Origin of the sequence: Rahnella sp. Larv3_ips (assembly GCF_003697865.1) — a bacterium.
Lineage (GTDB): Bacteria > Pseudomonadota > Gammaproteobacteria > Enterobacterales > Enterobacteriaceae > Rahnella > Rahnella rivi.
Genome location: NZ_MJIB01000014.1, coordinates 282336 through 309331 on the forward strand (window position 1 = coordinate 282336; position 26996 = coordinate 309331).

The following is a 26996-nucleotide window of genomic DNA, read 5'->3' on the forward strand; positions in this document are numbered from 1 at the left end:
GATTAACAAGGAAGTGACGGATAAATCCAAAAGGAAAAGAATAATGGGTATTTTACATCCACAGGAATGTTACTTTTTAGAAAAATTCATCTCAGCAGAACATTATGCCGAAACCCGTGATGCCATCATTGCCTATATCGATGCCCATGAAGAAGCCCTGGCAAGATATAAACGTGAACTGCCGCTTAATACCCGCAAGATCCCCCAATGGCAGCAGGCTGATATAGTATGGGAATCGCGCGTAATGCCTAATATCAGACCGATGAAAGAACGTTACATGAAAGCTTATATTCTACGAACACATAACGACATCAAAGCATTCGATATAGGTCATGCTATGAGCAATATTAGCAAAGGTATTGTTGAGTTTTGGAATGGATGGATGACTGAAGAAGAAATCCTAGTTATTTCCCAGTTAGAAACTATTGCATCAAAATCAGAAAGTAGACTTTCTGATTCGCTGAGAGGTGCATGGGATGAGGGGGATTTGACGTATATAAATACAATGTACGATAAATCTGAGTTGCCTAAAAAAACTCCTCGTTATGAATTAGATCAATCTGTACGTATTGAGTCCGGTGACGTTCCAACCCAAACAGGATTCTATTTGCCGGATATTAATTTTGCACCGGCAAGATTTATTCCTGAAGACTATGGTCAAACGGCCTCTGCAAGGCAAGGTACCAAACGCAGTAACTGGGTGGATTCAGAAACAGGTGAAAAGGAGTATTGCTGGCTCGAGTCTCAGTGGGCAAAAACCGGCTGGACCCTTATCCGCTGGGTTGAAGGCGAATTTATCGATGTGCCGCCGGAAGGTTTTTTCCCAAAAGGATTACCGGAAGAATTGTATAACTGGCCGGCGAAAGAGAAGTTATTACGCCAGGCGGAACCCACCCGAATCACCGCATACAGTGGCGAAACCAGCCCGCACTCCGGCCGTTGGGGCACCTTTATCGACGGCAGTTTGCGTTATGCTCATGTCAAACAAGGCCAAGCCCTGCCGGAATATGAAGATAAAGAAAGCAAGCTTCATCGTACGCTTTGGTCACTGCTGGAGCGGGATGATAAGGGCAGCGTTTTTATAAACAGCTGAATGACTTTTGGGCGAGTAACCGGTTTTTATTTAAACCGGTTACTGTTTTTCATTAGGAAGTGACGGATTAATTCAAAGGGAAAGAATAATGGGTATTTTACATCCGCAGGAATGTTACTTTTTAGAAAAATTTATCTCAGCAGATCATTATGCCGAAACCCGTGATGCCATCATTGCCTATATTGATGCCCACGAAGACGCACTGGCAAGATATAAACGCGAAATACCGCTTAATGTCAGAAAGCCTCCTCAATGGCAACAAGCCTATGTAGTATGGGAAACTCGTGTAATGCCAAATATTCGTGATTTAAGGGAGCACTTCACCAAACGGTATATCCAACGCAGTCATAATAACCCAGAGGCATTTAAAATGGGCAATGCAATGGGATATATTCAAAAAGGTATTGTGGACTTTTGGAATGGATGGATGGCCGAAGATGAAATAGAAAAAATTTCTGCTCTTGAATCTGTGGCTAAAAAACTTGACAGGCGATTATCAATGACGCTGAGAGGGGCATGGGATGACGGGGATTTGACCTATACAGGCTGCGGAATATTATATTCAAACATTGAACTCCCAGCAAAAATACCTTGTTATAAACTTGATCCTTCCGTAAGAATAGAAATAGGACAGAATCCCGAACAAACAGGCTTCTATCTTCCGGATATTAAATTTGCAGCAGCCCGGTTTATTTCCGAGGGCTTTGGGCAACCAGTCCCTGCATCTCAGGGCATCAGACGCAGTAACTGGTCAGACCCAGACACAGGTGAAAAAGATTACAACTGGGAAGATATTGAATGGACCGAAACCGGCTGGACCCTTATCCGCCGGGTTGAAGGCGAATTTATCGATGTGCCGCCGGAAGGTTTTTTCCCAAAAGGATTACCGGAAGAATTATACAACTGGCCGGAGAAAGAGACTTTATTCACCTAAAAGCTTTCATCGATTTACTTTCTACGTTGAAAAGAAACCACAGGTATGGACTATTGCTCATCCTAAAAAACAATAGCCATTGTTGAAATAGGAGTTTTTAACTCCGAAGTAGAGTTTGAAAAGGTTTCAATTTTTAATCCAGAAATTTGTATTTCCCAGCCACGCCACATTAAAAATGCCATAACGAAAAGGAATGTCCCATGGCCACATTACACACCCTGTTAGCGCTATGCCCACAGGAAAACCCGGATATATTGATGCAAAAGGCCAAAGTGCAAACGGCGCTGTGGGAAAAATGGCTAAACCCGGTTAGCAGCGATAACGCAACTGGTGAAGATCCCGGTTATGACGATGACTTTCAACGTATGCGTGAAGAAGTTAATAAGCTTTCAGGCGCAGATACAGATCTGGTGTGCCAACTGGCGGAGAAATTACTGACCACTGTATGCAAAGACGTAAGGGTAGCCACTTATTATCTCTGGGCACGATTGCATCGCGACGGCGAATCGGGTCTGGCCGAAGGGCTGGAACTGTTGAGCGGACTGGTCTCTCGCTATGGTAACCAGTTGTTGCCATCACGAAAAAATAGCCGGCGGGCTGCCATGGAGTGGCTGGCAGGCAGTAAAGTCCTCGACAGCCTTTCGCTGTATCCCGAAGTCGATAAGCCAAAGTTTGAACGCATTTTGGCTGCACTCACCCTGTTTGAAGACGTTATTACATCATGGGAGGACGCAAACCGACCACAGTTGGGCGGTCTTTATGATGCCCTTGAATCCCGACTGGCTCAGTCCGGTGGCTTCGATGCCGTTGTTCCGCAAAATAGCGGCGGTCAGGCAACGTCTGATTCACGCTCCATATCGCCGGACATGCCGTCCTTAAAGGTAATACAGTCTGGTCGTGAGTTACTTGATCAGGCTAAGGCGTTGGCTCAGTACCTGCGAGACCAGCCACAAGGCTGGCTATCAGGACACCGGTTGATGACTACAATACGCTGGGACACCGTCGACCAACTCCCTCCGTTGGACGCTAAAGGTTGTACTCGCCTGGTACCACCCCGTACTGACTACCGTGCCCAACTCAAACGCCTGTATCTGCAACAAAGCTGGAGCGAATTACTGGAAAATGCCGATAGGATGTTTACTGAAGGCGTGAACCATTTCTGGCTGGATATTCAATGGTACTTGCACCAGGCACTCAGCAAGTCGGGGGCGCCTTATGATAGCTGGGCAGAATTTATCGAGCAGGATCTGCGGTTATTGTTGCTTCGTTTACCGGGAATCGAAACGCTCGCCTACAGTGACGGTACACCCTTTGCCGACGAAGTGACCGCTGGCTGGATCGCTCGTGATATTCAGGACAATGACGGTCGATGGCAATCTGAACCCAATGCAGTCTCTGCAAGTGGCGATGAAGATATTCTTCAGCTTGAAACCGAAGCACTGGCGCAGGCAGACAGTGAAGGTATTGAAGCTGCACTCAACTGGTTGCAGATTCGCCCGGGGATCACTACACCCCGCCAGCGTTGGCTAATACGGCTGCTCATGGCTCGTGTTGCTGAACAATATGGAAAAAATGAAATGGCACTCCACTTACTTGGAGAACTGGACAGCACAGGAAATAGCCTCACGCTGAAGCAATGGGAGCCCGCCCTGCTGTTTGAAGTAAAAGCACGACGACTCAAACTGCTGAGAATGCAATTCCAGCGTGGTGATACTGATAAAGCAAAAATCATCCTCGAAATGGATACGCTACTCGCCGGATTGGTTTCAATTGATCCTGCGCGCGCAGCAGTGCTTTGTGCTTAAGAAAGGACTTTAACCGCGAATGAACTCAAAATCCCCCTCTCTTTATGAAATCCTCACTGGCAACTTTGCCGGCGGCCTCGACCTGCACAACGTCAGCGAAGAGAATCAGGTGATCCTCTCCGTGCTCGATAATATGCAGCGCATTCTTAACTGTCGCGCCGGCACCCTCAGCCATCTGCCGGATTACGGCCTGCCGGACATGAGTAAGATCCTGCAAGGGATGCCGGGTACGGCGCATTCCTTGCTGAACGTCCTGTCAGAGACGCTGCTTAAGTACGAGCCACGCATCAAAAAACTGCACGTTATTTTACTGCCGCAATCCACACCAGGACATCTGGAATACGCCATCGACGCCGAGCTGAAAGAGCTCGGCTTAGTGCGTTTCGGCACAGAATTTATGCCGGAAGGCCGGGTGCTTATGCGCCACATGAAACAGCAGAATTACGTCAGTTAAGGAAAACAACCATGTCTATTGAACGCCAGCTGCGCACCGGGGGCGACCCGCGTGCGCTGCCTGATTACGCCGTTTTACGCGAAGAGCTCAGCAAATTAACCCATCCGGCGCGCCCTGATGTGAACTGGAAGAGAGTCGAACAGCTCTGTCTGAACCTGTTCCAGCAAAACGGTATCGAGCTGCAAACCGCTTCATGGTATACGCAGGCCAGAACGCAGCTTGTCGGGCTGTCCGGGCTGAATGAAGGACTGGCGATCCTCGAGGCACTGATCTCCCGTCAGTGGCCCGGACTCTGGCCGCAGCCGGTTCACGCGCGTATGGAAATCCTCACCGGTCTGAGCCAGCGCCTGCAGCAGATTATGCGCAGCATGACGCTGGAATATGGCGATCTGCCGCAGATCTATCATGCAGAAAAACTGATCACTTCATTATGTGACGCCCTGCAACGCCTTGAACTGAAACATGCCAGCCAGCTTGCTTCGCTGATTACGATTATGCACGGCGCGGCGGTGCGGCTGGAGAACATGCATGCCACCACCGATGCACCGGTGGTCCTTCCTGCAACGGCGAGCCAGACACCTGATGACCAGTCCCACAAGGCATCCGAGCCCTGGGTGTATGTCGCGCAGGCTGAACCCGTTACGCCGCAGGTGGTGATCTCCCCGCCACCGGCACCTCAGCGCCCAATCCAATGGAAAGGATTTATCGCCGGCGTGGTGATCACCGTGCTGGCGGGCAGTGGCGTGAAGGCGGGCATCAACGCCTTTTATTCGCCTTCCACCAGCGAGCAACTGATGGCGACCTTAAAGGGGATGCCGAAACCGTTGAACGCGCCGTCACTCAATGCGCTTAAACACCGCGAGGCAGAGATGCTGCGCCGCGAAGCCCCGCAGATTATTGCCGCAACGCAGCAGCAAACCCGCCAACTGGCTGCACTGTCGCCGGTCTGGGCGCAGGATACCGGTGCGCAGCTGGTACATCAGACACAGGTGCTGTTGCCGGACAATCCGGCGGCAAAACGCCTGGCGCAGGAATGGACGGATAACCTTAACGCCCGTGCCATCCCGCTGGAAAATCTGACAGGCTGGCACGCGGCCAACACCCAGTTGCAGCAACTGGCAGACAAACTCAACGGCCTCGATGAACAACGCGGCAAATACATGACCGTCTCACAGCTTAAATCCTCCGTGTTTGCTATCCAGCAGGCGCTGAACAGCTCACCGCCAGTCGAAGAATCGCTGCGCAAACTTGCCGAGACAAAACAGCAAAACAAGGACGCGTCTGCGCAGTTGGTCATGCAACTGGATAACCAGTTCACGCAGTTGCTGAACCGCTATGCGTTGCTGACGCAAACCCCGCCAGCAGCCGATAAAAAGGATAACGGGGCTCACTGAAGCACGGGCGCTGTCGCAGTAGCAAAACATGTGATGACGATGGGCCATTTTAAATTACAGAGGATGTATGTCAGCAAAAGAGCGGTTTTTAAAAAAGTTGCAAGACAGTCAGCCGCGCAGCGGCTCATTTGCCAATAAAGGTCAGGCAGATATTGCCGAGTTCCGGCAACGGATGAACCTGCTTCAGGAAAACATGGAAGAGTGGCTGACGGGCACCGGCATCCGCGTTGAACGCACCGATGTCTCACTGGTAGAACTTCTGATGGGAGGCAAAACCTTCAGCGTTCCGGGGATCCGGCTGCAATACGAAGATAAACTGGTGAAATTCACGCCTGTCTTTTTGTACGGGCAAGGCGTGACAGGCTGTGTGGAAACCAGCCTCAGCGATCAGGGCCACATCTCTGTTTTATGCCGGTTGTTTATGCGGGCGGGCGAAGTCAGTCACTGGACCTGGCGCCCGGCAAACGCCTCCACCGGGCCGGGTGGTACATTCGATGAAGATGCCTTTTTCGAAATGATTGCGGGTTTACTACCATGACGCCTTCGGGCGTCATTTTTTTTAGCAGCACTCACTGAATCAGCCACACAAATGTAAAAAAATGCTACAACCGTTACCCCTTTTGATGCCAATATCATTAAAATCGATGACATAAATTTACATTGCATTAAAATCAGAATGCGCTGAGGCCCCTGCCGATTTAACTTTCTTGTTACCAATTTTGCACACAACAAGCCATTACAGGATGCAGGGAAATTACATTTGAAAAACATCAAAACTTTTTGATCCAGATCAATGCAACAACATGACCTCTTACTTTTTGTGGATAATTCCCCTGCTGCCCGTTTCCCTCTCATTTAGTTTTTCTGCCCCGGCGTTTTAACCGCCGCTAAAGTGTTTCAGCGACTACTTTCCCTGCGAAACCGTCCCTGTTAATGCTTTTGTTCATTGTGGTTAAATCGCTCTCTCGCAAAACCCCGTTGTACTTTTCTTTCATTCAAGACTTCACCTGCGAATGTCAGACATCGCCGGTTCCCGTGCCGGTGCCTGTGTTTGAAAGGAATACCTGACGCACAAAAAGAGGTTGTTATGTTTGGTCTTGATGCGCTTGAACTGGCCCGGATCCAGTTTGCCTTCACCGTCTCTTTTCACATCATTTTTCCCGCAATCACTATCGGGCTGGCCAGTTTTTTGGCGGTTCTCGAAGGGATGTGGCTAAAAACCAAAAAAGAGGCTTATCGCGATCTGTACCATTTCTGGTCGAAGATTTTTGCCGTTAACTTCGGTATGGGCGTGGTGTCCGGCCTGGTGATGGCCTACCAGTTTGGTACCAACTGGAGCATGTTCTCCTCGTTTGCCGGCAGCATTACCGGCCCGCTGCTGACCTACGAAGTGTTAACCGCGTTCTTCCTGGAAGCGGGTTTTCTCGGCGTGATGCTCTTCGGCTGGAACCGCGTCGGCCCCGGCCTGCACTTCTTCTCCACCTGCATGGTGGCGCTCGGCACGCTGATGTCGACGTTCTGGATCCTCGCCTCTAACAGCTGGATGCAGACCCCGCAGGGCTATGAGATTGTTAACAATCTGGTCGTTCCGGTCAGCTGGATGAAGATCATCTTCAACCCGTCGTTCCCGTTCCGCTTAATGCACATGACCACGGCGGCGTTCCTCGCTTCCGCCTTTTTCGTCGGTTCTGCGGCGGCCTGGCATTTACTGCGCGGTCGCGATACACCGGCAATCCGCACCATGTTGTCGATGGCGATGTGGATGGCGCTGATCGTCTCGCCCATTCAGGCATTTTTGGGCGACGCGCATGGCCTGAATACGCTGAAATATCAGCCGGCTAAAATCGCCGCCATTGAAGGCCACTGGGAAAATAAAGACAACAAACCGACGCCGCTGGTGCTGATTGGTTATCCGGACATGAACCGTGAAGAAACCCGCTACGCGGTTGAAATCCCGTATCTGGGCAGCCTGATCCTGACGCACAGTCTGACGCATCAGATCCCGGCGCTGAAATCTTTCCCGAAAGAAGACCGCCCGAACTCGTCCGTCATCTTCTACACCTTCCGCATCATGGCTGGCCTCGGCATGCTGATGATTTTGCTGGGTGTGCTGAGCCTTATCCTGCGTCGCGGCGGAAAAATGTATACCTCTAAAGCCTTCCTGCGCTTTGCTTTTCTGATGGGGCCTTCCGGTCTGCTGGCGTTACTGGCGGGGTGGATCACCACGGAAATGGGGCGTCAGCCGTGGGTGGTGTATGGCCTGCTGCGCACCAAAGACGCGGTATCCAACCATAACGTGCTGCAAATGAGCGTCAGCCTGATCCTGTTCATCGTTATTTACTGCTCGGTGTTTGGTGTCGGTTACGGCTACATGATGCGTCTGATCCGCAAAGGGCCACAGGCGCATGAAGGCGAAAGCGTTGACCACGGCGGTCCGGGACAGCACCGCACGCCTGCGCGTCCGCTGTCTGCCATCAAAGAATCACTGACCGACGACACTAAGGGAGCTTGATAATGGGTATCGACTTACCGCTGATCTGGTTTTTGATCATCATCTTCGGCGTGATGATGTATGTGGTGATGGACGGCTTCGACCTGGGTATCGGTCTGCTGTTCCCGCTGGTGAAAAAAGAGCACGACCGTGACGTGATGATGAACACCGTTGCACCGGTCTGGGACGGCAACGAAACCTGGCTGGTGCTCGGCGGCGCGGCGCTGTACGGCGCATTCCCGCTGGCCTACTCGGTGATTCTGGATGCGCTGACCATCCCGCTGACCCTGATGCTGTTCGGCCTGATCTTCCGTGGCGTGGCCTTTGAATTTCGCTTCAAAGCCAGCCCGGCCAAACGCCACGTGTGGGATAAATCCTTTATCGGCGGTTCCGTGCTGGCGACGTTCTGTCAGGGCGTGGTGCTGGGCGCGGTGATCAACGGTATCCCGGTGGTAAACCGCACTTATGCCGGTGGCGCGCTGGACTGGCTGACGCCGTTCACGCTGTTCTGTGGTGTTGCGCTGGTGGTGGCTTACGCCCTGCTTGGCTGCACCTGGCTGATTATGAAAACCGAAGGCGAATTGCAGGAAGCGATGCACAAGATCGCCAAACCGCTGCTGGTAGTATTCCTGCTGGTGACGGCGGCGGTCAGCCTGTGGACACCGCTCTCTCACGGCGACATCGCCACCCGCTGGTTCTCGCGTCCTAATCTTTACTGGTTCCTGCCGGTCCCGGTGCTGGTGGTGCTGGTTTCTGCGTGGATGTTCCGCGCCATCAGCAAAAATGCGCACCACGCGCCGTTCCTGCTGACGCTGGCACTGGTGTTCCTGGGCTATACCGGTCTGGGTATCAGCATCTGGCCGAACATCATTCCGCCGTCCATTTCCATCTGGGAAGCGGCTTCACCTCCGCAAAGTCAGGGCTTTATTCTGGTGGGCGCCCTGTTCATCATCCCTATTATTCTGGTGTACACCTTCTGGAGCTACTACGTGTTCCGCGGGAAAGTCACACCGGATCAGGGTTATCACTGAGGAGTAACCTGATGAATCTGATTCAAAAGATGGATGACAACGTCATCACCAAAGCTCCGTTCTGGAAACGCGTCGGCTGGATGGCCATCATCTGGGGCGGCAGCGTGCTGGCGCTATTTGTTGTGGCAACGGCGTTTCATCTGCTGATGTTTGCGGCGGGAATGAGAAGTCATTGAGTGAAAAGAGTCCGGCACTGTGCCGGACTCTTTTTTTTAGCATGGCGTTCTGCCGCCCGTTAAGACGCTGAACAATACCTAATCACCGGTTCACACAGTACCGGGAAGTTCAGCGAATTCGCGATAAAACACAGTTCATGTGCGCGGTGATGCAGTTCCTTCGCGAGCTGAATATCATCCCCGGCACGGATCGTAATGTCGGGTTTGAGTGTGATACTCGTGAAACACCCTTTCTCACCTTCTGTCATGACCCCTTCAGCCTTATCGGTATAAGAATCAACACTGATACCCGCCTCGGCGCATAAATGCAGATACCAGAGCTGATGGCAGGCTGAAGCCGAAGCCACCAGCAGGTCTTCAGGGTTCCAGCGCGTGGCATCACCCAGAAATGCCGGGTCTGATGAACCGGCAATGCTTTGTTTCTTCCCTTCTGAAATTTCATAATCGCGGCTGTAAGCCTTATAGGATTCGGTGCCGCGACCCTTGTTGCCTGTCCATTCAATGTTGACCTGATAATGATGCTCGCGATGTGCCATAGCGGGTGCTCCTGTCGTTTCTAAGTGGGGATACTAAGGGGTGGAGAGGGATAGTTCTCCCTTTGATGCCAAAAATGGTATACCATTATCCCATAATGTACAGGAGAAAATGATGACGCTGAAACCCCAGTCCACCGCCGGAATGCTTGCCGGATCACTCAGGAAGATGATTAACAATGGCTCGCTGCCTGATGGCTCGCGGCTGGTAGAAAGGGATCTGGCCAGCCAGTTTGCTGTCAGCCGTGTTCCGATGCGGGAAGCTATCCGGCTGCTGGAGCAGGAAGGCATGGTGGATATTTTCAGAAACCGCGGGGCGGTGGTCAGAGCACTGTCTGTTGAGGATATCGCTGAGATTTATGAACTGCGGGCTTTACTTGAGGGGGAAGCGATTTTTAACAGCGTGCAGAATATGGATGCCGAAACGCTGGCCAGAGCGGAACTCACGCACACACTGCTCGGCAATGCCGAAGACGCCGACAGGCAAGGAGAGCACAACCGTGAGTTTCACGGCCTGCTGTACCGCGGATGTCAAAATAAGCGCCTGCTGGCGATGATCGACGAGTTACGTAATCAGATAGAAAGGTATGAACATTTTCAGCGCAGACTGCTTTCAGACACTCAGGCATTTCAGCACGAACATGAATTGATTCTTAATGCGTGCCGGGAAGGCAATGCAGAGGCGGCACGGCAGGAAACCTTCCGGCATATTGAATCTGCCGGAAGAGTGCTGAAAGAGTTCATCAGGAAGGGGATTTCAGCTCAGAAATGAGTGACTGCCCGAAGCCGATGTTCCGGGCCACTACGCCAGAAGAAACAGCCTGGGAATGGGGTTATTTCTCCAGCACCAGCGCCACAAAATCCAGAATATCGTCCATCGCTTCCTGTCGGGCTTCGGCAGACGGCATGACGATCAGCTGATCGGAATAGCCATTCATGATCGCGGAAAGCTGGCGGGTGACCCGATCTGCGTTGGCCGACCGGAAAACCCCTGCCTCGATCCCCGCGCGGATAATTTCCGCCAGCAGTTCCAGCCATTTATGCACCATCAGCCGCGCCAGTTCGGCATAAGCCTCGTTATGCGCCGCCAGTTGCCACAGCGAGCCGTAAAGCTGCCAGATGTCACCCTGCGTATCCGGCAGATAATTACGCACCAGCGTATGCAGTTTTTCCTGCGGATGCAGCGTCGCAATTTCTGCGGTGAACTCTTTCAGTTCCGCCAGCATCACCACTGATAACGCTTCAATGCACAGCGTCTGCCAGTCACGAAAATAGTGATAAATATGGCTGCGCGAAATGCCGACGTACTCGGTCAGTTCGCGCGTCGTCACTTTCTCAATCCCCTTTTCGATAAAGAGACTGATGGCACCGTCAAGAATTTTAGCCCTTAACGCCTCCTGATTTTCTTTCATCATCAATCCTGTGCTGGCCCTGAGCAACCGCTCTTGCCCGCATTTTATCAGGAAGGCAGACGTGCGCCCAATGACTTACGTAATACGATTTTCACCACAATCACGGTGGCGATCACCAGCAGGGCAGCCGACACCAGCACGGCCATAAAGGCCTGGTCGAACGCAGCACGGGCGAGGCTGCTGATTAAGGACGCGTGTTCCGGGCTGAGATGGCTGGCCAGCGCCAACGCTTCGTCGAGGCTGTCATACGCGGCATCACCGCTCACCAGCCCTGCCGGCAGTTCCAGGCTGCGGCTGTAAACCGCGGTCATCAGGCCGCCCAGCAAGGTCACGCCCAGCACGCCGCCCATTTCCCACGACACATCTTCGATAGCGGCGACCATGCCGGCTTTGTCTTCCGGTGCGTTAAGCATGATGGACGTCGAGGCTGCCGTTACCGCACCGCCCAGACCAAAACCGAGAATGAACAGGCTGATGAGTTGCAGTAAGGTTCCGGCATCAAACACCAGCGCATGCATCACAATCCCCAGCGCCGACAGCGCAAAACCGCCAACCATTATCCTGCGCACACCTACTCGCGGGATCAGCATACCCGCCAGCGGTGAGGCCAGCGCAGAGGCCACCGGGATCGGCAGAATAAACATGGCGGCCATAAACGGCGACAGCCCGAGTACCAGCTGCAACCGCTGGCTGAGCACCAGTTCGATGCCGATCAGCGCAATCATTGACGTGATGGCAACCCCCACACCACAGGCAAATGCCCGGTTACGGAACAGCGAGAAGTCGATCATTGGCTGCAAGGCCCGCTGCTGCCTTCTGGCAAAGAAGCCGAGGAATATCACCCCTGCGGCCGCGGCGCAGACGATCACCAGCCATGAAGAGTTGATATGGCTCAGCTCTTTGAGCGCGTAAATCACCCCGACCAGCCCCGCCATTACCAGCGCGGAGCCGATAAAATCACAAGGCCGTTGTTTATTGCCTTTACCACGCGGGATCAGCGCCAGCGCGAACGGGAAAACAGCCAGCACAACCGGCACGTTTATCAGGAATACCGAACCCCACCAGTAATACTCCAACAATACGCCGCCGATCACCGGGCCGAGCGCAGCGGCACCGGAGGCAACGGCGGACCAGATGCCGATCGCCAGCGCCCTTTCGCGCTCATCGGTAAACACATGGCGCACGATCGCCAGCGTTGCAGGCATCATCATTGCCGCCCCCACCGCCAGGAAAACGCGCGAAGCGATCAGCATGTCAGCGGACGTGGAAAACGCCGCGCACAGCGACGCCACCGCAAACACCGGCAGCCCGCACATAAACAGATTTTTGTGGCCCAGCCGGTCGCTGAGCATTCCCGCGCCGGGTAACAGCCCCGCGACGACCAGCGGATAGGCATTCACTATCCATAATTTTTCCGAGGACGATGCACCCAAAGCCAGCGTGAGGCGCGGCAGTGCGGTGTATAAGACCGTCATATCAATGATGATCAGGAAAAGTGTACTGGTGACAATGGCAAGGATCAGCCAGCGGTTGTGGGAAAACATAAAAGCCTCTGAAGTTTTTGAGCACTTGCTCAAGCGCGAAAGGTACTTGAGCGCCCGCTCAAAAGCAAGCAGTGTCAGCCGGTCCGTTGATGAATGATTTACCCTGCGCAGGGTGCGCAAAGGCAGATACCTGACACGAAAAAGCCCACTCGAAAGTGGGCTAAGGGGGGTACAGACTGACTTTTTTAAGTGCTACTTATTTTCCCTGGTGTGGCGAAAATTACTCTTTCACCGTTTCCTCTAACGTGAAACGGCCTAACGGATTCTGATGGAAGTCTTTGATATTTTTACGGGTCACATTACGGTACGGGCTGTAATAGAGATCAATCCAGTTCACGTCGGCTTTCGCCATTTTCTGCAAATCGATATACATCTGTTCACGCTTCTTCGGATCCATTTCTACGCGCGCAGCCGCAACCAGCGCTTTCACTTTTTCGTTGTGGTAGTGCGTCATGTAGTTGTTGTTGGAATCATGCCCCAGCGTAAAGGTGGTTTTCTGATCCGGATCGAGAATGTCGTTGGTCCAGTACATCACCGAAATGTCGTAATCCCCCGCCACCAGCATGTCCCAGCTCTGGCTCGGATCCACCTTTTGCAGACTGGCGGTGATGCCCGCTTTTGCCAGCTGTTGTTGCAGCAGAACCGCGATCTGCTCGTCCACTTCATCACCGGCGTTGACCAGATATTTCAGGGTCAGATTTTTGACACCGGCCGCCGCCAGCAGCTGTCTGGCTTTTTCCGGGTCGTACGGGCGTTGCAGGTTAGCGGCGTAGTGATAGAGCGCGCCGTCAGGAATGTAGGAGTTAGCGATTTTGCCGTAGCCGAAGGTCACGGTATCGATGATGGATTTCTTATCGATGGCGAAATCCAGCGCCTGACGCACTTCCACTTTTGCCAGATCGCCGTGGGCATGGTTGATCAGCAGATGATCTTCGCGGGTTGAGGTATCCAGCTCCACGCTCAGTTTCGGGTCTTTTTGCAGCGAGGCGATGCGCGAGAACGGAATCGACAGTGCCGCATCCAGCTCTCCGGCCTGCACCTTGAGCATACGGGTATTATCATCCGGCAACGTCAGCCACTCGACGCCGTCCAGTTTTACCTTGGCGGCGTCCCAGTAATACGGGTTTTTCACCAGCTCGACTTTTTCGCCGCGTGTCCACTCTTTCACACTGAAAGCGCCGGAACCCACCGGATGCTCGGCAAAATCATCCGCGCCCTGTTTGGTGAAGGCCTGCTGAGAAATTACCGAGGCATTCGGCAGCGCCAGTTGCGATAAAAAGGCCGCCGACGGGGTTTTCAGGGTGATCACCAGCGTACGGGCGTCGGGCGCGCTGAGGCTTTCAATAATGCTGTAGGAATCTTTCCACATAGAACCGGCATCATCGCGGATACGCGTCAGGCTGAACACCGCATCGGAAGCGGTGACCGGCGTGCCGTCAGAGAACTTCGCGTCGCGCAATTTCAGCGTATAGGTTTTGCCGTCCGGCGAAATCGTCCAGCTCTCCGCCAGCCCCGGCAGCAGTTTGGTGCCGGTGTTATCGACCCGCACCAGCGGATCGAACACGTTGGAGAACACCCAGTTATCCGCGTTTTGCGCGGACTTGATCGGGTCAAATGTGGTGCTGTCTTCACGACGACCGATGGTTAAAACTCCCGCCGCCTGCGCCACTTCGCTGACCAGGCTCAACGCCAGCAGCACCCCGGCGGCCACAACGTTAAAATGCTTTTGCTTCATGTCACATTCCTTCAGTCATCGGATAGACGCCTTCGCGTTTGTGGCCGTCAAGCACACAGGCGAAAGCATGATCGGCAATATGCCGGGTTTCTGGTGCCGCGCCTTGCCTGCACGCGGCAAGCGCAAAGGCACAGCGAGGATGAAAAGCGCAGCCCGCAGGAAGAGAAACCGGGCCAGGCGGCTCCCCCTGTAACGGATGCTCCGGCAGCGGCCGGTCGGGGTCGATTTCAGGGATCGCCGCCACCAGCGCAGCGGTATAAGGATGGCGCGGCGCAGTAAACACCGTGTGCGTCGGCCCGCTTTCGACAATGCGCCCGAGGTACATCACCGCCACGCGGTCACACAGGCGGCGCACAATCGCCAGATCGTGCGCGATAAACAAGATAGCCAGCCCCATGCTTTCGCGCAGATCCATCAGTAAGTTGATGATTTGCGCCTGGATCGACACATCCAGCGCAGCCACGCATTCATCCGCCACGATCAGACGCGGTTCGATCGCCAGTGCGCGGGCAATACCGGCACGCTGACACTGTCCGCCACTCAGCGCCTGTGGCCGTTTCGCGGCGTGTTCCGGGCTGAGGCCCACGCGCATCAGCAGTTCACTCACCCGCCCCGCGATGTGCGCTTTAGCGACTTTCTGGTGCACCCGCAACACTTCGCTGATGCTTTCACCCAGCGTCTGGCGCGGGTTCAGCGAGGCGTAAGGATCCTGAAAAATCATCGCGGTTTGCTGGCGCAGACGGGCGATATCCGGCCTGACGCCGTCGGTGATCAGCTGCCCGCGAAAGCGCACCCGTCCGGCACTGGCCGTTTCCAGATGCAACATCGCCCGGCCCAGCGTGCTTTTGCCGCTGCCTGATTCGCCCACCAGCCCCAGCGTTTCACCCGCATGAATGTGCAAAGACACGCCGTTCACCGCCTGAACGTGACGCTTTTTCAGGCCAAATCCGGAAACCGGAAACGTCACGGACAGATCCTCAACTTCCAGCAGCGGATACGGCTGCGAACTCAGTTCAGATGGCAAATTCATTTTCCCTCCCGTGGGTCAGCGGATGGTGGCAGGCCGTCGCGTGACTGCCCGCAACCATGGCGGGCTGGGCGGCACGACACTGTGCGGATGCCCTTGCGCAGCGCGGATGAAACCGGCAGCCCGCGGGGAAACGAGCCGCCACCGGCGGCTGGCCGGGCAGCGTGATCATTCGTCCGCTGCCGCCGTCGCTGGCGGGCTGGCAATCAATCAGCCCGCGCGTGTACGGATGCTGCGCCTGTGCCAGCACCTGACGTTTTTCGCCGGTTTCACACAGGCGACCGCCATACATCACCGCAATGCGGTCACAGGTTTGTGCGACCACGCCGAGATCGTGGGTGATCAGAATAATGGCGATGCCCAGCCTGTCGCGCAGATCGCGCAGCAGCCGCAAAATCTGCATCTGCACAGTGACGTCCAGCGCGGTGGTCGGTTCGTCGGCAATCAGCATTTTGGGTTCGCAGGCCAGCGCCACGGCGATCATGGCGCGCTGGCGCATACCGCCGGAAAACTCATGCGGATAGTTATCTGCGCGGCGCTGCGGATCAGGAATACCGACCTGACGCAGCAGTTCCACCGCCTGCAAATGCGCGTCGCGGCGGCTGGCCCCGAAATGCAGCCGGCGGCTTTCGGCAATTTGCTGACCGATGCTCATCACCGGATTCAGATGGCTGGCCGGGTTCTGGAAAATCATGCCGATTTCACGCCCGCGAACGGCGGTCATGCGTTTGTCGCTCAACGTCAGCAGATCCGTGCCATTCAGGCGAATTTCTCCCGCGCGGATGTTCAGCCCTTCGCCAGGCAGCAACCGCATCATGGCGCGGCAGCTCAGGGTTTTTCCGGAGCCACTTTCGCCCACCAGCCCGAGAATGTCCCCCGCGTTCAGGGTCAGCGAGAGCCTGTCCACCAGCGCCACGCCCTGCCGGTCTTCAATGGTTAAACCGGACACCTGCAATAACGTCATGGCCGCTCTCCCAGTTTGTCACCCAGCCCGTCGGCCAGCAGGCTGAAACTCATCGCCAGCACCACAATGGCCAGACCGGGAAAGGTGGTTATCCACCACGCCGTGGTAATAAAACTCTGGCCTTCGGCAACCATTACGCCCCATTCGGCAACGGGCGGCTGAACGCCAAGGCCGAGATAACTCACCGACGCGCCGCTGAGTAACACCAGCACGCAGTCGGACATCGAGAACACCAGCGAACTGGTCAGTGCGTTGGGCAGCAGGTGTAAAAGTAAAATGCGCGGGTGGCTGTAACCGAGGCTGCGCGCCGCCAGGATGAAATCCCGGTGTTTCAGCGTCAGCACCTGCGACCGTACCAGACGGGCATACGACACCCAGCCGACCATTGCCATCGCGATATAAAAACTGCCCAGCCCCGGCCCGAGAATGGCGATGATCGACAGCATCAGCACCAGAAACGGAAACGCAAGCACCACGTCGATCACCCGCATAAAGATTGTGTCCACCGCGCCGCCGAGATACCCGGCAAACGCCCCCGCCAGCGTGCCGAAGGTGAACGGGAAAATGACGCCAATCAGACAAATTTGCAGATCCACCCGCGCGCCCCACATCACGCGGGAAAGGATGTCGCGGCCAAAGTTATCCGTGCCAAACGGATGGGCGAATGAAGGCGGTGACAACGTCACGGATGCATCCTGCGCAACCGGGTCAAATGGCGCGATCCACGGGCTGAGCAGCGCCACTAATATCCACACCAGCAACATCAGAATGCCCAGCCGCAGCGCCTGCTGGCGCGGCAGCCAGCGCAGAGGAAAGTACACCCGCCGCTGCGTGATTAACTTTTCTGTCATGCTCATAACGTCACCCTCGGATCCAGCGCCACGGTCACCAGATCGGCGATCAGATTCACGGCGACCGTCGCCAGCGCAAACACCAGCACCACGCCCTGCACCACCATGTAGTCACGGCTGATAATCGCTTTCACCAGTAACTGCCCCATGCCGGGAATGGCAAATACGCTTTCGATCACCACCGTACTGCCGATCAGCCAGCCGATGTTCACCGCCAGCAGGTTGACCGTGGGCACCAGTGAATTGGGCATCACGTGACGCCAGAAAATGCGGTTTTCGTTCTGACCACGCGCCCTGGCGGCAGTCACGTAATCATTCTGTAATTCCATCAGCAGGCTGGCGCGCAGGTTGCGGGTCAGCACCGCCGACAGCGCCAGCGCGACGGTCAGGCAGGGCAAAAACAGATGACGGAGGCGTTCACCCGCGTCACTGCCGTACCCCGATACCGGAAACCAGCCGAGCGACAGGCTGAACAGCAAAATCATCATGATCGCCAGCCAGAACGCGGGCAGGCCGAGGCCGACGGTGGAAAGCAAACGGATCACCTGATCGGCCAGTTTTCCGCGCTGTCTCGCCGCCGCCGCGGCCAGTGGCACCGCGATCAGCAGCGCCAGCAACACGCTGCCGAGCACCAGATACAGCGTCGGTTCGATACGGGTGGTGACCAGCTTGAGCGTATCGACACGGTAAATCAGCGATTTACCCATTTCACCGTTAAGCAGATTGCGCAGGAAATAGAGGTATTGCTGCCAAATTGGCAAATCCAGCCCGAACTGGGTGCGGATACGGGCGATGGCTTCCGGCGAACTGTGCACCCCAAGCAGGATCCTCGCCGGATCGCCGGGGATGGCGCGGACCATAATAAAGGTCAGAATGCTGATCCCCAGCAGCACCGGCAGCAGTTGCAGCGGTCGCCAGAGCAGAAAACGATAACGGTGCATGGCAGTCCCCTTCATGGCGTGTAACGGTGCAAAAACGGACGTGGCGGGCGACATTTGCACCAGCCCGGTGCAGTGTGGCTGCGCCGACCCCGGCGTTTCTCCCCTTTTTTCGGCACGCCTGCGATGGCCTTTTGCCCTGTCGCACTACGTTAGCCGCAGTGGTGCCGCACCGGTAGTTAGCAAAAATACTAGTTTTGCTATCACCGTGATCTGGCACCGCGATTGCATGTTTTTCAGGCACAGGTTGGGCAACGCAGGAACCGTGCCGGAGGGGCAAATGCCGTTTTTACGTTGAAGCATGGCGGAGATGAATTCATGAAACTCGCAGTGACAGAAAGTGCGCAGGGGATGCGGGAAAGTACCGTGGAAGGCGCGTTTGCCCACCTTTTCGCCCAGACATCGCGCCTGGGATTTGATGCCCTGATTTACGATTTCACGCCGGTTCCCCGTTCGCTGGAAGGGGATCTGATCACGCCTTCCTTGTTGCAGATGTGCAATGTACCGGGAGATATGCAGCGGCTGTGGCTGGAGAGCGGATATTATCAGGTGGACCCGGTGCAGCATTATGCGCTGGAGAGCTGTGCGCCGTTCGTCTGGTCTTATCAGCGGCCAGACAACACCTCGCTGCAAAACCGTCTGAGTGACCTCAATAAACCGGTCACCCATTACATGTGCGATAACAATATGCCCAGTGGCGCGACCGTGCCGCTGCATCTGCCCAACGGCGGATTTGTTACGGTGACGGGGATCCACACCGGCGCCGGGCACGAGCTGGATATTCATGACGTGCTGGGCGATTTCAGCCTGCTGGCGCTGACCTTTCAGGAGTGCGTATTTCCGCTGTTCGACAGCAGCGTGCTGACCTGTCAGCACGTCAGGTTGAGCAAACGCGAACGTGAATGTCTGGCGTGGGCGGCGGAGGGATTAACCGCCAAAGAGATCGCCCGTAAGCTGAACCGGTCAATCGCCACCGTCACGCTGCATCTCAACACCGCCGGCCGCAAACTGGGGGCCAGCAACCGCGTGCAGGCGGTGGTTCGCGCCATGCATTACCGCCTGCTCGACAGCTGAGCTTTCACGTTTTCTATCTTTTTTACTAGCTGTTCAGCGCCGCCGCGATGTTTACCCTGTGAGGATTATTCACCGACAGGGGAAACAACATGGTCAAGCTCACTGAAGGCTTTGCGCCGTTTCAGGAATACCAGACCTGGTACCGCGTTTGCGGCGATTTGAACAACGGCGTCACGCCGCTGGTGATCGCGCACGGCGGGCCGGGCTGCACCCACGATTACGTGGATGCCTTCCGCGATATTGCCCAAACCGGCCGGGCGGTGATCCATTACGATCAGATCGGTAATGGCCGCTCCACCCACCTTCCTGATAAACCGGCAGATTTCTGGCAACCGTCGCTGTTTCTGGCGGAACTGGACAATCTGCTGCGCCATCTGTGCATCGAAAAAGATTACGCGCTGCTCGGCCAGTCGTGGGGCGGTATGCTCGGTGCCGAACATGCGGTCACCCAACCTGCCGGCCTGAAAGCGCTGATCATCGCCAATTCGCCAGCGTCGATGGCACTCTGGTTGCAGGCCGCCGCAAGGTTGCGCAGCGAACTGCCGCCGGACGTTCAGCAGACCTTACTCACCCATGAACAGGCCGGAACGATCGACAGCCCCGAATACAAAGCCGCGTCGCAGGTGTTTTATGCCCGTCACGTCTGCCGCCTCGATCCGTGGCCGGAAGAGGTGAAACGCACGTTCGCCGCCATGGATGCCGATCCGACGGTGTATCTCGCCATGAACGGACCGACCGAGTTTCACGTGATTGGCAGCATGAAAGCGTGGACGGTGATCGACCGTCTCGCGGCCATTAATGTGCCGGTTCTGCTGATATCAGGCCGTTACGACGAAGCCGCACCGGAAGTTGTGCAGCCCTTCGCCGACCACATTAAAGGGGCAAAATGGGTGATTTTCGAACACTCCAGCCATATGCCGCACGTGGAAGAACGTGAGGCGTGCATGGCGTGCGTGGGGAAATTTTTAGCGTCGGTTACGTGATTCACGTCAACAGCACAGAGAACCACGTCACACGTTGCCGTCAGGTGGATGAATAAACGCAAATCTCAGTGCATTTATTCATTCACTTTACTTAGCTCATCACGCCACATTTCTTATTTCCACAGAGTCTTTACATTCCCGCGCTGTTATTTTCATGATGATAACATTTCCGCCAGTCACACCCCGCCGTTGTGGTTTTGTTTAATTTTCACTGAACCTCCGTATTTATTATCGTGCCCTGAGTCAGCAGAACCTCATTCAACGATCCGGTTTCAGAGAAAATAATGAACGCTACGTGTATCCGAAATTATTTCATTCCCTTCCTGATATTTATTTGCCCTGTTATCAGCCATGCCTCACTGATGCTGGATGAAACGCGGGTCATCTATCCGGAGTCAACCCCGCAGCAGTCGGTGAAAGTCAGTAACCCTTCCGGCCTCGATTTTCTTGCGCAGGCGTGGATTGAAAATGAATCTGGCGAGGAGGAAGGACGCTTCACGGTTTACCCGCCGCTGTCGAAAGTTACCGCCAATAACGTCACCACCTTGCGCATTGAGAAAATCGACAACACCGGGCTTCCTGCGGATCGGGAAACCATGATGTGGTTGAATCTCAAGGAAATCCCCCAGCGTCAGGTGGCCGACGGTGCGCAGTTGGTGGTGGCGTTTAAAACCCGGATCAAGATCTTCTATCGTCCGAAAGGGATTGACCCCGAGCTGCACGAAAGTTTTACCACCATGAAATGGCATGCCGAACCCGGAAAACTGATTGTCACTAATCCTTCGCCTTACCATATTACGTTTAATAAAGTCTGGCGGGATGCAGCCAATAATTCAAAGAATGAACTTCCAGCCAATATGCTGGCGCCCTTCTCCTCATTGACGATTTCTGTCCCGGCCGGTTCGACGGTTCACACCGTCTATTACAACATCATTAATGATTTCGGCGGGCTGTCAGAAATACAACACGTCTCTTTGCAATAACGGTTATTTAACGCCTGTCACGTTGCTCTGAGTAAAACTTCCCGTCAACGGGAAGTCGTTATCCATGATGTAAAGAAATAAAGGCAATAAAATGATTTTGAATAAACGTATTTACGCGGGATTACTGGCCGCCGGTCTTTTGCCGGTGATGCATTGTGCTATGGCGGGGGATGCGGCACCCACTGACATCACGATTGAGTTTACGGGTTCCGTGAAAGCGCCGACCTGCACCATCGACAGCAAGACGGTCCACTCGGTTCCTTTAGATGAAATTAACCTGAATAAAATCAGCACTCTGCCCGTCGGCGCAGCCACTGATGAAGGCGAAAAACGCTTTTCTATTTATCTGAACTGCCCGGATCAGATTAACCAGAACAACGTCAGCCTGAAAATTGAAGGGGGAACAGACTCTTCGTCTCCGACTCTGCTCACCAATACTGACACCGATACCGACGGGGCGAAGGGCCTGGGCTTTGAGCTTTTCAGCGCCATGAATGGTTCAGCAACAGCGCTGAAGGTGGATAACAGCGAAGTTCCGTCTGCTGACTACGCGTCACGCCTGAATAATGGCAATGATAACCTTGATTTCATCGTCAAATACGCCAAAGAGGCCAGCACCGTGACAGCAGGCGACGTGGCCTCTAAAGCCACGTTTACCTTCACCTATAAATAAACTGTGCGGAAATAATGCCTGACGCACTTCACCTCATCTCCGCCAGGCATTACCGGACCGCAAGGTCCGGGTTCCGGCTTGCCCCATGACGCGCCCCCGGCCTTTTATCACCCGCTTCCTGCTTTTTTTCTGCTGTTCATGTGCCGCCCACAGCGAGGAGTTCGATATGAATCTGATGGAGAAAATGGGCAATCTGCAGGGCATCGATGCGTCCGTGCTTGAAAAAGGCAGCCAGGTGATAGCCGGTGATTATCCGGTCGATCTGCTGATCAATGCGCAAGACGCCGGTCAGATCACGCAGCCGTTTCGTTTAACCGACGGGACAGTTCAGCCGGTGTTTACGTTGGCGTTGCTGCGCATGTGGGGCATACGCGCAGACCGAACCCCTACGGGTCTGCACCCTCTCAGCGCATTTGTCGATAACGCCAAAGCCAGTTATGACGCGGGCAGCGAAACGCTCACGCTGACTGTACCGCAGGCCAGATTCAGTGCGCCTTCCGACGATATTGCCCCCGAGCAGAACTGGACCCGCGGCCTCAATGCTGCCCGCATCAACTACAACATGAACATGCAACGCAATACCGGCAGCCAAAGTCGTCATGACAGCAGCCTCAGTTCGACCCTGAACAACGGGTTGAACCTGGGCGACTGGCGGCTGCGCAATGACGGGTACTTCAGCGACAACAGCCGCGAACGCAGCCATTACCAAAGCAGCGCCAGTTACCTCACCCGTGATATCCGCTGGCTGAAAAGCACGTTTCGCGGCGGCGATTTTTTTACCGACGGCAAGATTTTTTCGTCGGTGTCGCTGCGCGGCATGACGCTGTATTCCAGCGAGGAGATGCGCCCGGACAATCAGCGTTTTTACATGCCCGCCATCAGCGGAACGGCACGCACGAATGCCACCGTGGTGATCCGTCAGAACGGATTTGTCATCGACCAGCGGCGGGTGACGCCCGGCCCGTTTCTGATCACGGACATCCACAGCGCCAGCAGTTCCGGCGATCTGGACATCAGCGTCGTTGAAACCGACGGCAACGTGCAGCATTTCACGCAGGCGTTTAATACCATCGCCGCCCTGCTGCCGCCCGGCGTTTTCAACTATGAAATGTCGGGCGGCCGCTTACGCAACGGCGGCGCGCCTGACACCGCCCTGCAGCCCACCCTTTATCAGGCCAGCGCGTTTTACGGGCTGGATAACACTTTTACCCTGCTGGCCGGTCAGCAGATGGCGCAGCAAAACACCTTCCGCTACCAGAACAGCGCGGGCGGTGTGGTGGCGAATATGCCGGTGCTCGGCGGGTTGTCTTTACTGCTCAAACGCAGTCAGTCCAGCGCGGCTTCACGCCCTGGTGTGGAACAGGGTAAACAACTGGAAACGCTGTTCGTGCGTTCGCTGAATCAGACCCGCAGCACCCTGAACCTGAGCTGGAAACACAGCTACAACCCGCACTATCAGGAAGCCGGAGACGCGGTCAATGCAGTGAAAAACAGCCCGGCGAATGCCCGCTATCGTGACCGGTACAACCTTCAGCTGGATCAGAGCTTCGACGCCCTGACCCTGATGCTGCGCTATACCGAAGACCACACCTGGCGGGGCAACAAACAGCACAGCATCCGCTTTGGCCTGAGCATGAATTACTGGCAATCCCAGTTTCAGGTGTTCTTCGCGCATCAGCATGACCTGCAAGGCGTGGCCGATAACAGCATCACGTTCAGCCTCGATATCCCGCTGGGCCGCGATCAAAAGCACCGTGCGGGATACAACTTCAACAGCGATTCACGCGGGGGGCATCAGCAAACGGCATCGGTAAACGGGGCATTTATGGATGATGACCAGCTCACTTACGACGTGAACATGTCCGGGCAGGACAGCCCGCAAACCAGCAATATGTCAGGCACCTACAGCGCCTCGGGCGGGCTTATCAGCGCCGGGTTGTCTCAGGGAAGTGGCTATCAGCAAACCAGTTTCGGCCTGCAGGGCGGCGTGATTATGCATCACCACGGCGTGACCCTGAGCCAGCCGCTGGGGGATACCGTGGTGCTGGTGCATACGCCGCAGACCCGCGGGCTGAAAATCGAGAACAGTCAGAACGTCTATACCGACAGGCAGGGTAACGCCGTCATCAGCTATGCGGTGCCTTACCATGTGAACGATGTCGAGCTGGATCCCAACTCGCTCGACCGGCAAATCGATCTGCCGTCCACCATCAAACGCGTGGTGCCGACCAGCGGCGCAGTGGTGGAAGCGGAGTTTAATGCCATCCGCCACGATCGCCGGTTCGCCCGTATTGTCGATAAACACCAGCACACTTTGCCGTTTGGCGTGACGGTGCAGGACGCCAGCCAAAAACCGGTGGGCACCGGCGGCGCCGCAGGCGTGCTGCTGGCGGATTTCACCGCGGTGCGCTGGCCGCTGACTGCCCTGCTCAACGGCCATGTGCTGTGCCATATCCCGCAACCGGCGACAGCCTCCGACCCTTCAAACCTGTGGAAACTCTCATGCATGTAAGCCTTCGCGCCCGGCCTTTGCGGCTGACGGCCCTTCTGCTGTTACTGTTTTTCGTCGCGGCCAGCGCATCGGCGACCCGTACCCTGATGCTCAAAGCCGGTACGCTGCCGGTCAGACAAATTCAGGCCAACGGTTCGCTGCTTGCCACCTTCCCCGCCGCCCCGCTCAGCCGCGTAAATCTGCCTGCGCAGGCCCTTCAGGTTGCGATGAGCTATCCGGTGTGGAATGAAAACCGGGGCATTTATCACACCGGCATACCGGGCATCGGCTTCAGCTTCTGTACGCAGGAAGGCAGCGGGTGTCTGCATAACGGCAGCGCTTACCGCCTGGATCCTGCGGGCGAGGGGATCAAAAACTTCGCCATCCGGCTGTATAAAACCGGTGATGTGCAGGCGGGAGATTACGACCTGCCCGCGCTGTTTACGCTGAGCCTGAACGGAGCCCCGCTGCTGGCACCGGGTCTGAGTGCGCTGCGCCTGAACGTCAGCCAGTGCAGCGTGACCCGTGAAAACCTGCGGGTCACGTTTCCGGACGCGGTCATCAGCGCTGCGCCGGTGCTGTCCAGGGTGAGTTTTCACCTGCCGGTGAGCTGTAAAAATGCAGCCGATTACGACAACCTCGCCATCCATTTCAGTTTTAACGGCACACGCCCGGATGCGCAGCACATCGCCACCAGTTTGCCGGGGATCAGTTTGCGGGTGAAAAATGAGGAAGGGAGATACGTCGATTTCAGCGCGCCCGCCACCGGGCAGAACGCCCGGTTTCATGATACGGACTATGTCGCCGAACTGACACGCAACCCCGGCGAGCAGCCCGCCGCCGGAACGTTTGTGGTGAGCATTACCGCAGAAGTCGAATTGCGTTGAAAAACCTGTGGCGGGGGTCAGCCCGCCTGAGCGCAGGCCAGTTCACCCAGCCGCGCCAGCCCCTGCACATGGCTGTCATCAAGTTCCACACACACCGCGAGACGCAGGCAATGGCTGTAGGCCTTGCTGCCGGAACAGAGCAAACCGGGCATACAGAGTATTTTTTCATCCAGCGCGGCGTGGAACAGCAGCAACGTATCGAAATTTTCCGGCAGCTCAAGCCAGAGGATAAAGCCACATTCCGGGCGGCTGACGCGGGTGCCCTGCGGAAAATGACGGGCGATGATGCCGCGCACGGTGTCAATCTGCCGGGTGTACAGCCGTTTCAGGTGGCGCAGGTGAAGTTCATAGCTGCCGTTTTCCAGAAACATGCCCAGGGTTTCAGACAGCAGCGCGGGTTCCGCCACGGTCGAGGTGAATTTGAGCTGACGGACGACATCGCGGAAGCGCCCGGCCTCCAGCCAGCCGATCCTGAAATCCGGCGCGACGGTCTTGGTGTAACTGGCACAAACCAGCACCCAGCCCTCTTCATCGAAAGCTTTGATGTTGGGCACTGCGCGTTCGCCGTATTGCAGTTCGGCATACATAGCGTCTTCGATGACCGGGATGTGATAGGTGTTGGCCATTTTCGCCAGACGCTGCCGGTGCTCCTCGGGCATGGTGAAACCCAGCGGGTTCTGCCCGCTGGGCACGGTGATCACCGCAGCGACCTCGCCCTCGTCAATGCGCTTTTGCAGGGTATCAAGGCACATGCCGGTGTGAGGATGGGTGGGGATTTCAATGACGCGTCGCCCGAGATCTTCGAGCATCGGGTACAGATTATAAAACGTCGGGGTTTCCAGCGCGACGCCGTCTCCGGGGCGGGTCGAGGCCCGCACGGCAAGGCTGAGTGCTTCCATGGTGCCGTGAGTGATCAGAATATCCCCGGCGGACAGCACCATCCCCAGATGCACGCCACGGCGGGCAATTTGCGATCTCAGGCGAACGGATCCCGGAGGAAGTGCGTAAGACGTCAGGCTGTGATTGTTGGCGCGCAGCAGCTGCGAGGTGAGCTTGCGCAGCCGCGTGGCCGGGTAAAAGGCTTCACCGACCGGGCAGGCCAGCGCCAGATCGAGGAAATCCTCTTTGGCATGGTTATCGAGGATCACCGAAAGCAGCCGTTTGATTCCGCTCAGTGACAGCTTTTCAGGTGCGTGGGTCAGCGCCGCTGGCGCTGAAAGCACGGGGATGTTGTTACTCACAAAATAGCCCGCCTGCGGGCGCGCGACGATAAGCCCGCGATCTTCCAGCAACCGGTAGGCGGTTTTCACCGTATTGACGCTGACGTTGTGGCTGTTGGCGTACTCCCGGATGGAACGGATACGGGAACCGGGCGGTAACTGACCGTTGGTGATCGCCGTGGCGACCTCTTTGGCTAAAATTTCATAGGTAAACATGCTTAATCTCCACAACGTAATGGTCACAGTTTACCGCGTTTTTACAGGCTTTAATACCGGACCTCCTCACGGAATGGCCCGGCTGAA

The 26996-nt window shown here is 55.5% G+C and carries 25 protein-coding genes; 16 read left to right on the top strand and 9 right to left on the bottom strand.

The window, feature by feature from the left end:
- Positions 1-43: 43 nt before the first annotated feature.
- From ED901_RS17900 to ED901_RS17940, 9 genes are all read left to right on the top strand, one after another.
- Positions 44-1093 carry a type VI secretion protein ImpA gene (locus ED901_RS17900; RefSeq protein WP_122096734.1) on the top strand — a complete coding sequence of 350 codons (1050 nt, stop codon included), beginning with the start codon at positions 44-46 and terminating at the stop codon, positions 1091-1093.
- 88 nt (positions 1094-1181) lie between these two features.
- Entirely contained in the window at positions 1182-2027 is an 846-nt protein-coding gene (locus tag ED901_RS17905; RefSeq protein WP_122096735.1) for a type VI secretion protein ImpA, read from the top strand.
- A 200-nt stretch (positions 2028-2227) separates the two neighbouring features.
- Complete coding sequence (tssA, locus tag ED901_RS17910; RefSeq protein ID WP_122096736.1) at positions 2228-3832, top strand: type VI secretion system protein TssA; 1605 nt, start codon at positions 2228-2230, stop codon at positions 3830-3832.
- Between the two features lie 19 nt (positions 3833-3851).
- Positions 3852-4286: a type VI secretion system baseplate subunit TssE gene (gene tssE, locus ED901_RS17915; RefSeq protein ID WP_056780103.1), complete on the top strand. Its 435-nt coding sequence runs from the start codon at positions 3852-3854 to the stop codon at positions 4284-4286.
- An 11-nt stretch (positions 4287-4297) separates the two neighbouring features.
- Complete coding sequence (locus ED901_RS17920) at positions 4298-5680, top strand: VasL domain-containing protein (RefSeq protein ID WP_122096737.1); 1383 nt, start codon at positions 4298-4300, stop codon at positions 5678-5680.
- Between the two features lie 67 nt (positions 5681-5747).
- Positions 5748-6218 (top strand): hypothetical protein, encoded by a 471-nt coding sequence (locus tag ED901_RS17925; protein WP_122096738.1) that lies wholly within the window; start codon positions 5748-5750, stop codon positions 6216-6218.
- Between the two features lie 549 nt (positions 6219-6767).
- Complete coding sequence (locus ED901_RS17930) at positions 6768-8192, top strand: cytochrome ubiquinol oxidase subunit I (protein WP_056780090.1); 1425 nt, start codon at positions 6768-6770, stop codon at positions 8190-8192.
- 2 nt (positions 8193-8194) lie between these two features.
- On the top strand, positions 8195-9202 hold the full coding sequence (gene cydB / locus ED901_RS17935; RefSeq protein ID WP_122096739.1) for a cytochrome d ubiquinol oxidase subunit II: 1008 nt from the start codon (positions 8195-8197) through the stop codon (positions 9200-9202).
- A gap of 11 nt (positions 9203-9213) precedes the next feature.
- Positions 9214-9378: a DUF2474 domain-containing protein gene (locus ED901_RS17940; RefSeq protein ID WP_122096740.1), complete on the top strand. Its 165-nt coding sequence runs from the start codon at positions 9214-9216 to the stop codon at positions 9376-9378.
- Between the two features lie 59 nt (positions 9379-9437).
- Here the strand turns inward: ED901_RS17940 and ED901_RS17945 are convergent, their stop codons facing one another.
- Positions 9438-9914, bottom strand: coding sequence for an OsmC family protein (locus ED901_RS17945; protein WP_122096741.1), 477 nt, complete (start codon positions 9912-9914; stop codon positions 9438-9440).
- Positions 9915-10023: 109 nt separating this feature from the next.
- Between ED901_RS17945 and ED901_RS17950 the strand changes: the two genes are divergently transcribed.
- Positions 10024-10683 carry a GntR family transcriptional regulator gene (locus ED901_RS17950; RefSeq protein ID WP_240993967.1) on the top strand — a complete coding sequence of 220 codons (660 nt, stop codon included), beginning with the start codon at positions 10024-10026 and terminating at the stop codon, positions 10681-10683.
- Positions 10684-10744: 61 nt separating this feature from the next.
- On the opposite strand, the gene ED901_RS17955 is transcribed toward ED901_RS17950, so the two are convergent.
- From ED901_RS17955 to ED901_RS17985, 7 genes are all read right to left on the bottom strand, one after another.
- Positions 10745-11323 carry a TetR/AcrR family transcriptional regulator gene (locus ED901_RS17955; RefSeq protein ID WP_122096743.1) on the bottom strand — a complete coding sequence of 193 codons (579 nt, stop codon included), beginning with the start codon at positions 11321-11323 and terminating at the stop codon, positions 10745-10747.
- A gap of 47 nt (positions 11324-11370) precedes the next feature.
- On the bottom strand, positions 11371-12867 hold the full coding sequence (locus ED901_RS17960; protein WP_056780081.1) for an MFS transporter: 1497 nt from the start codon (positions 12865-12867) through the stop codon (positions 11371-11373).
- Positions 12868-13087: 220 nt separating this feature from the next.
- Complete coding sequence (locus ED901_RS17965; protein ID WP_122096744.1) at positions 13088-14602, bottom strand: ABC transporter substrate-binding protein; 1515 nt, start codon at positions 14600-14602, stop codon at positions 13088-13090.
- A gap of 1 nt (position 14603) precedes the next feature.
- On the bottom strand, positions 14604-15632 hold the full coding sequence (locus tag ED901_RS17970) for an ABC transporter ATP-binding protein (protein ID WP_122096745.1): 1029 nt from the start codon (positions 15630-15632) through the stop codon (positions 14604-14606).
- A complete protein-coding gene (locus tag ED901_RS17975) occupies positions 15616-16593 on the bottom strand; it encodes an ABC transporter ATP-binding protein (protein ID WP_122096746.1) in 978 nt (325 codons plus the stop codon). The genes ED901_RS17970 and ED901_RS17975 overlap by 17 nt, the downstream gene beginning before the upstream one ends.
- Positions 16590-17450 carry an ABC transporter permease gene (locus ED901_RS17980; RefSeq protein ID WP_122096747.1) on the bottom strand — a complete coding sequence of 287 codons (861 nt, stop codon included), beginning with the start codon at positions 17448-17450 and terminating at the stop codon, positions 16590-16592. The genes ED901_RS17975 and ED901_RS17980 overlap by 4 nt, the downstream gene beginning before the upstream one ends.
- A complete protein-coding gene (locus ED901_RS17985; protein WP_122096748.1) occupies positions 17447-18385 on the bottom strand; it encodes an ABC transporter permease in 939 nt (312 codons plus the stop codon). Before ED901_RS17985 ends, ED901_RS17980 begins: the two co-directional genes overlap by 4 nt.
- Before the next feature lie 315 nt (positions 18386-18700).
- On the opposite strand from ED901_RS17985, the gene ED901_RS17990 reads away from it, so the two are divergent.
- The 6 genes from ED901_RS17990 to ED901_RS18015 all read left to right on the top strand — a co-directional run bounded on the left by ED901_RS17990 (position 18701) and on the right by ED901_RS18015 (position 25473).
- On the top strand, positions 18701-19456 hold the full coding sequence (locus ED901_RS17990; protein ID WP_056780067.1) for a LuxR family transcriptional regulator: 756 nt from the start codon (positions 18701-18703) through the stop codon (positions 19454-19456).
- An 89-nt stretch (positions 19457-19545) separates the two neighbouring features.
- Entirely contained in the window at positions 19546-20439 is an 894-nt protein-coding gene (locus ED901_RS17995; RefSeq protein WP_122096749.1) for a proline iminopeptidase-family hydrolase, read from the top strand.
- Positions 20440-20723: 284 nt separating this feature from the next.
- Positions 20724-21422 (top strand): molecular chaperone, encoded by a 699-nt coding sequence (locus ED901_RS18000; protein WP_122096750.1) that lies wholly within the window; start codon positions 20724-20726, stop codon positions 21420-21422.
- Positions 21423-21513: 91 nt separating this feature from the next.
- Entirely contained in the window at positions 21514-22095 is a 582-nt protein-coding gene (locus ED901_RS18005) for a fimbrial protein (RefSeq protein WP_122096751.1), read from the top strand.
- 166 nt (positions 22096-22261) lie between these two features.
- The gene (locus tag ED901_RS18010) at positions 22262-24607 is read left to right on the top strand and encodes a fimbria/pilus outer membrane usher protein (RefSeq protein ID WP_162997896.1); all 2346 of its coding nucleotides are present in this window, start codon (positions 22262-22264) and stop codon (positions 24605-24607) included.
- The gene (locus ED901_RS18015; RefSeq protein ID WP_122096753.1) at positions 24598-25473 is read left to right on the top strand and encodes a hypothetical protein; all 876 of its coding nucleotides are present in this window, start codon (positions 24598-24600) and stop codon (positions 25471-25473) included. Before ED901_RS18010 ends, ED901_RS18015 begins: the two co-directional genes overlap by 10 nt.
- Before the next feature lie 17 nt (positions 25474-25490).
- Here ED901_RS18015 and ED901_RS18020 read toward each other — a convergent pair whose 3' ends face one another.
- Entirely contained in the window at positions 25491-26909 is a 1419-nt protein-coding gene (locus ED901_RS18020) for a PLP-dependent aminotransferase family protein (RefSeq protein WP_122096754.1), read from the bottom strand.
- Positions 26910-26996 lie beyond the last annotated feature (87 nt).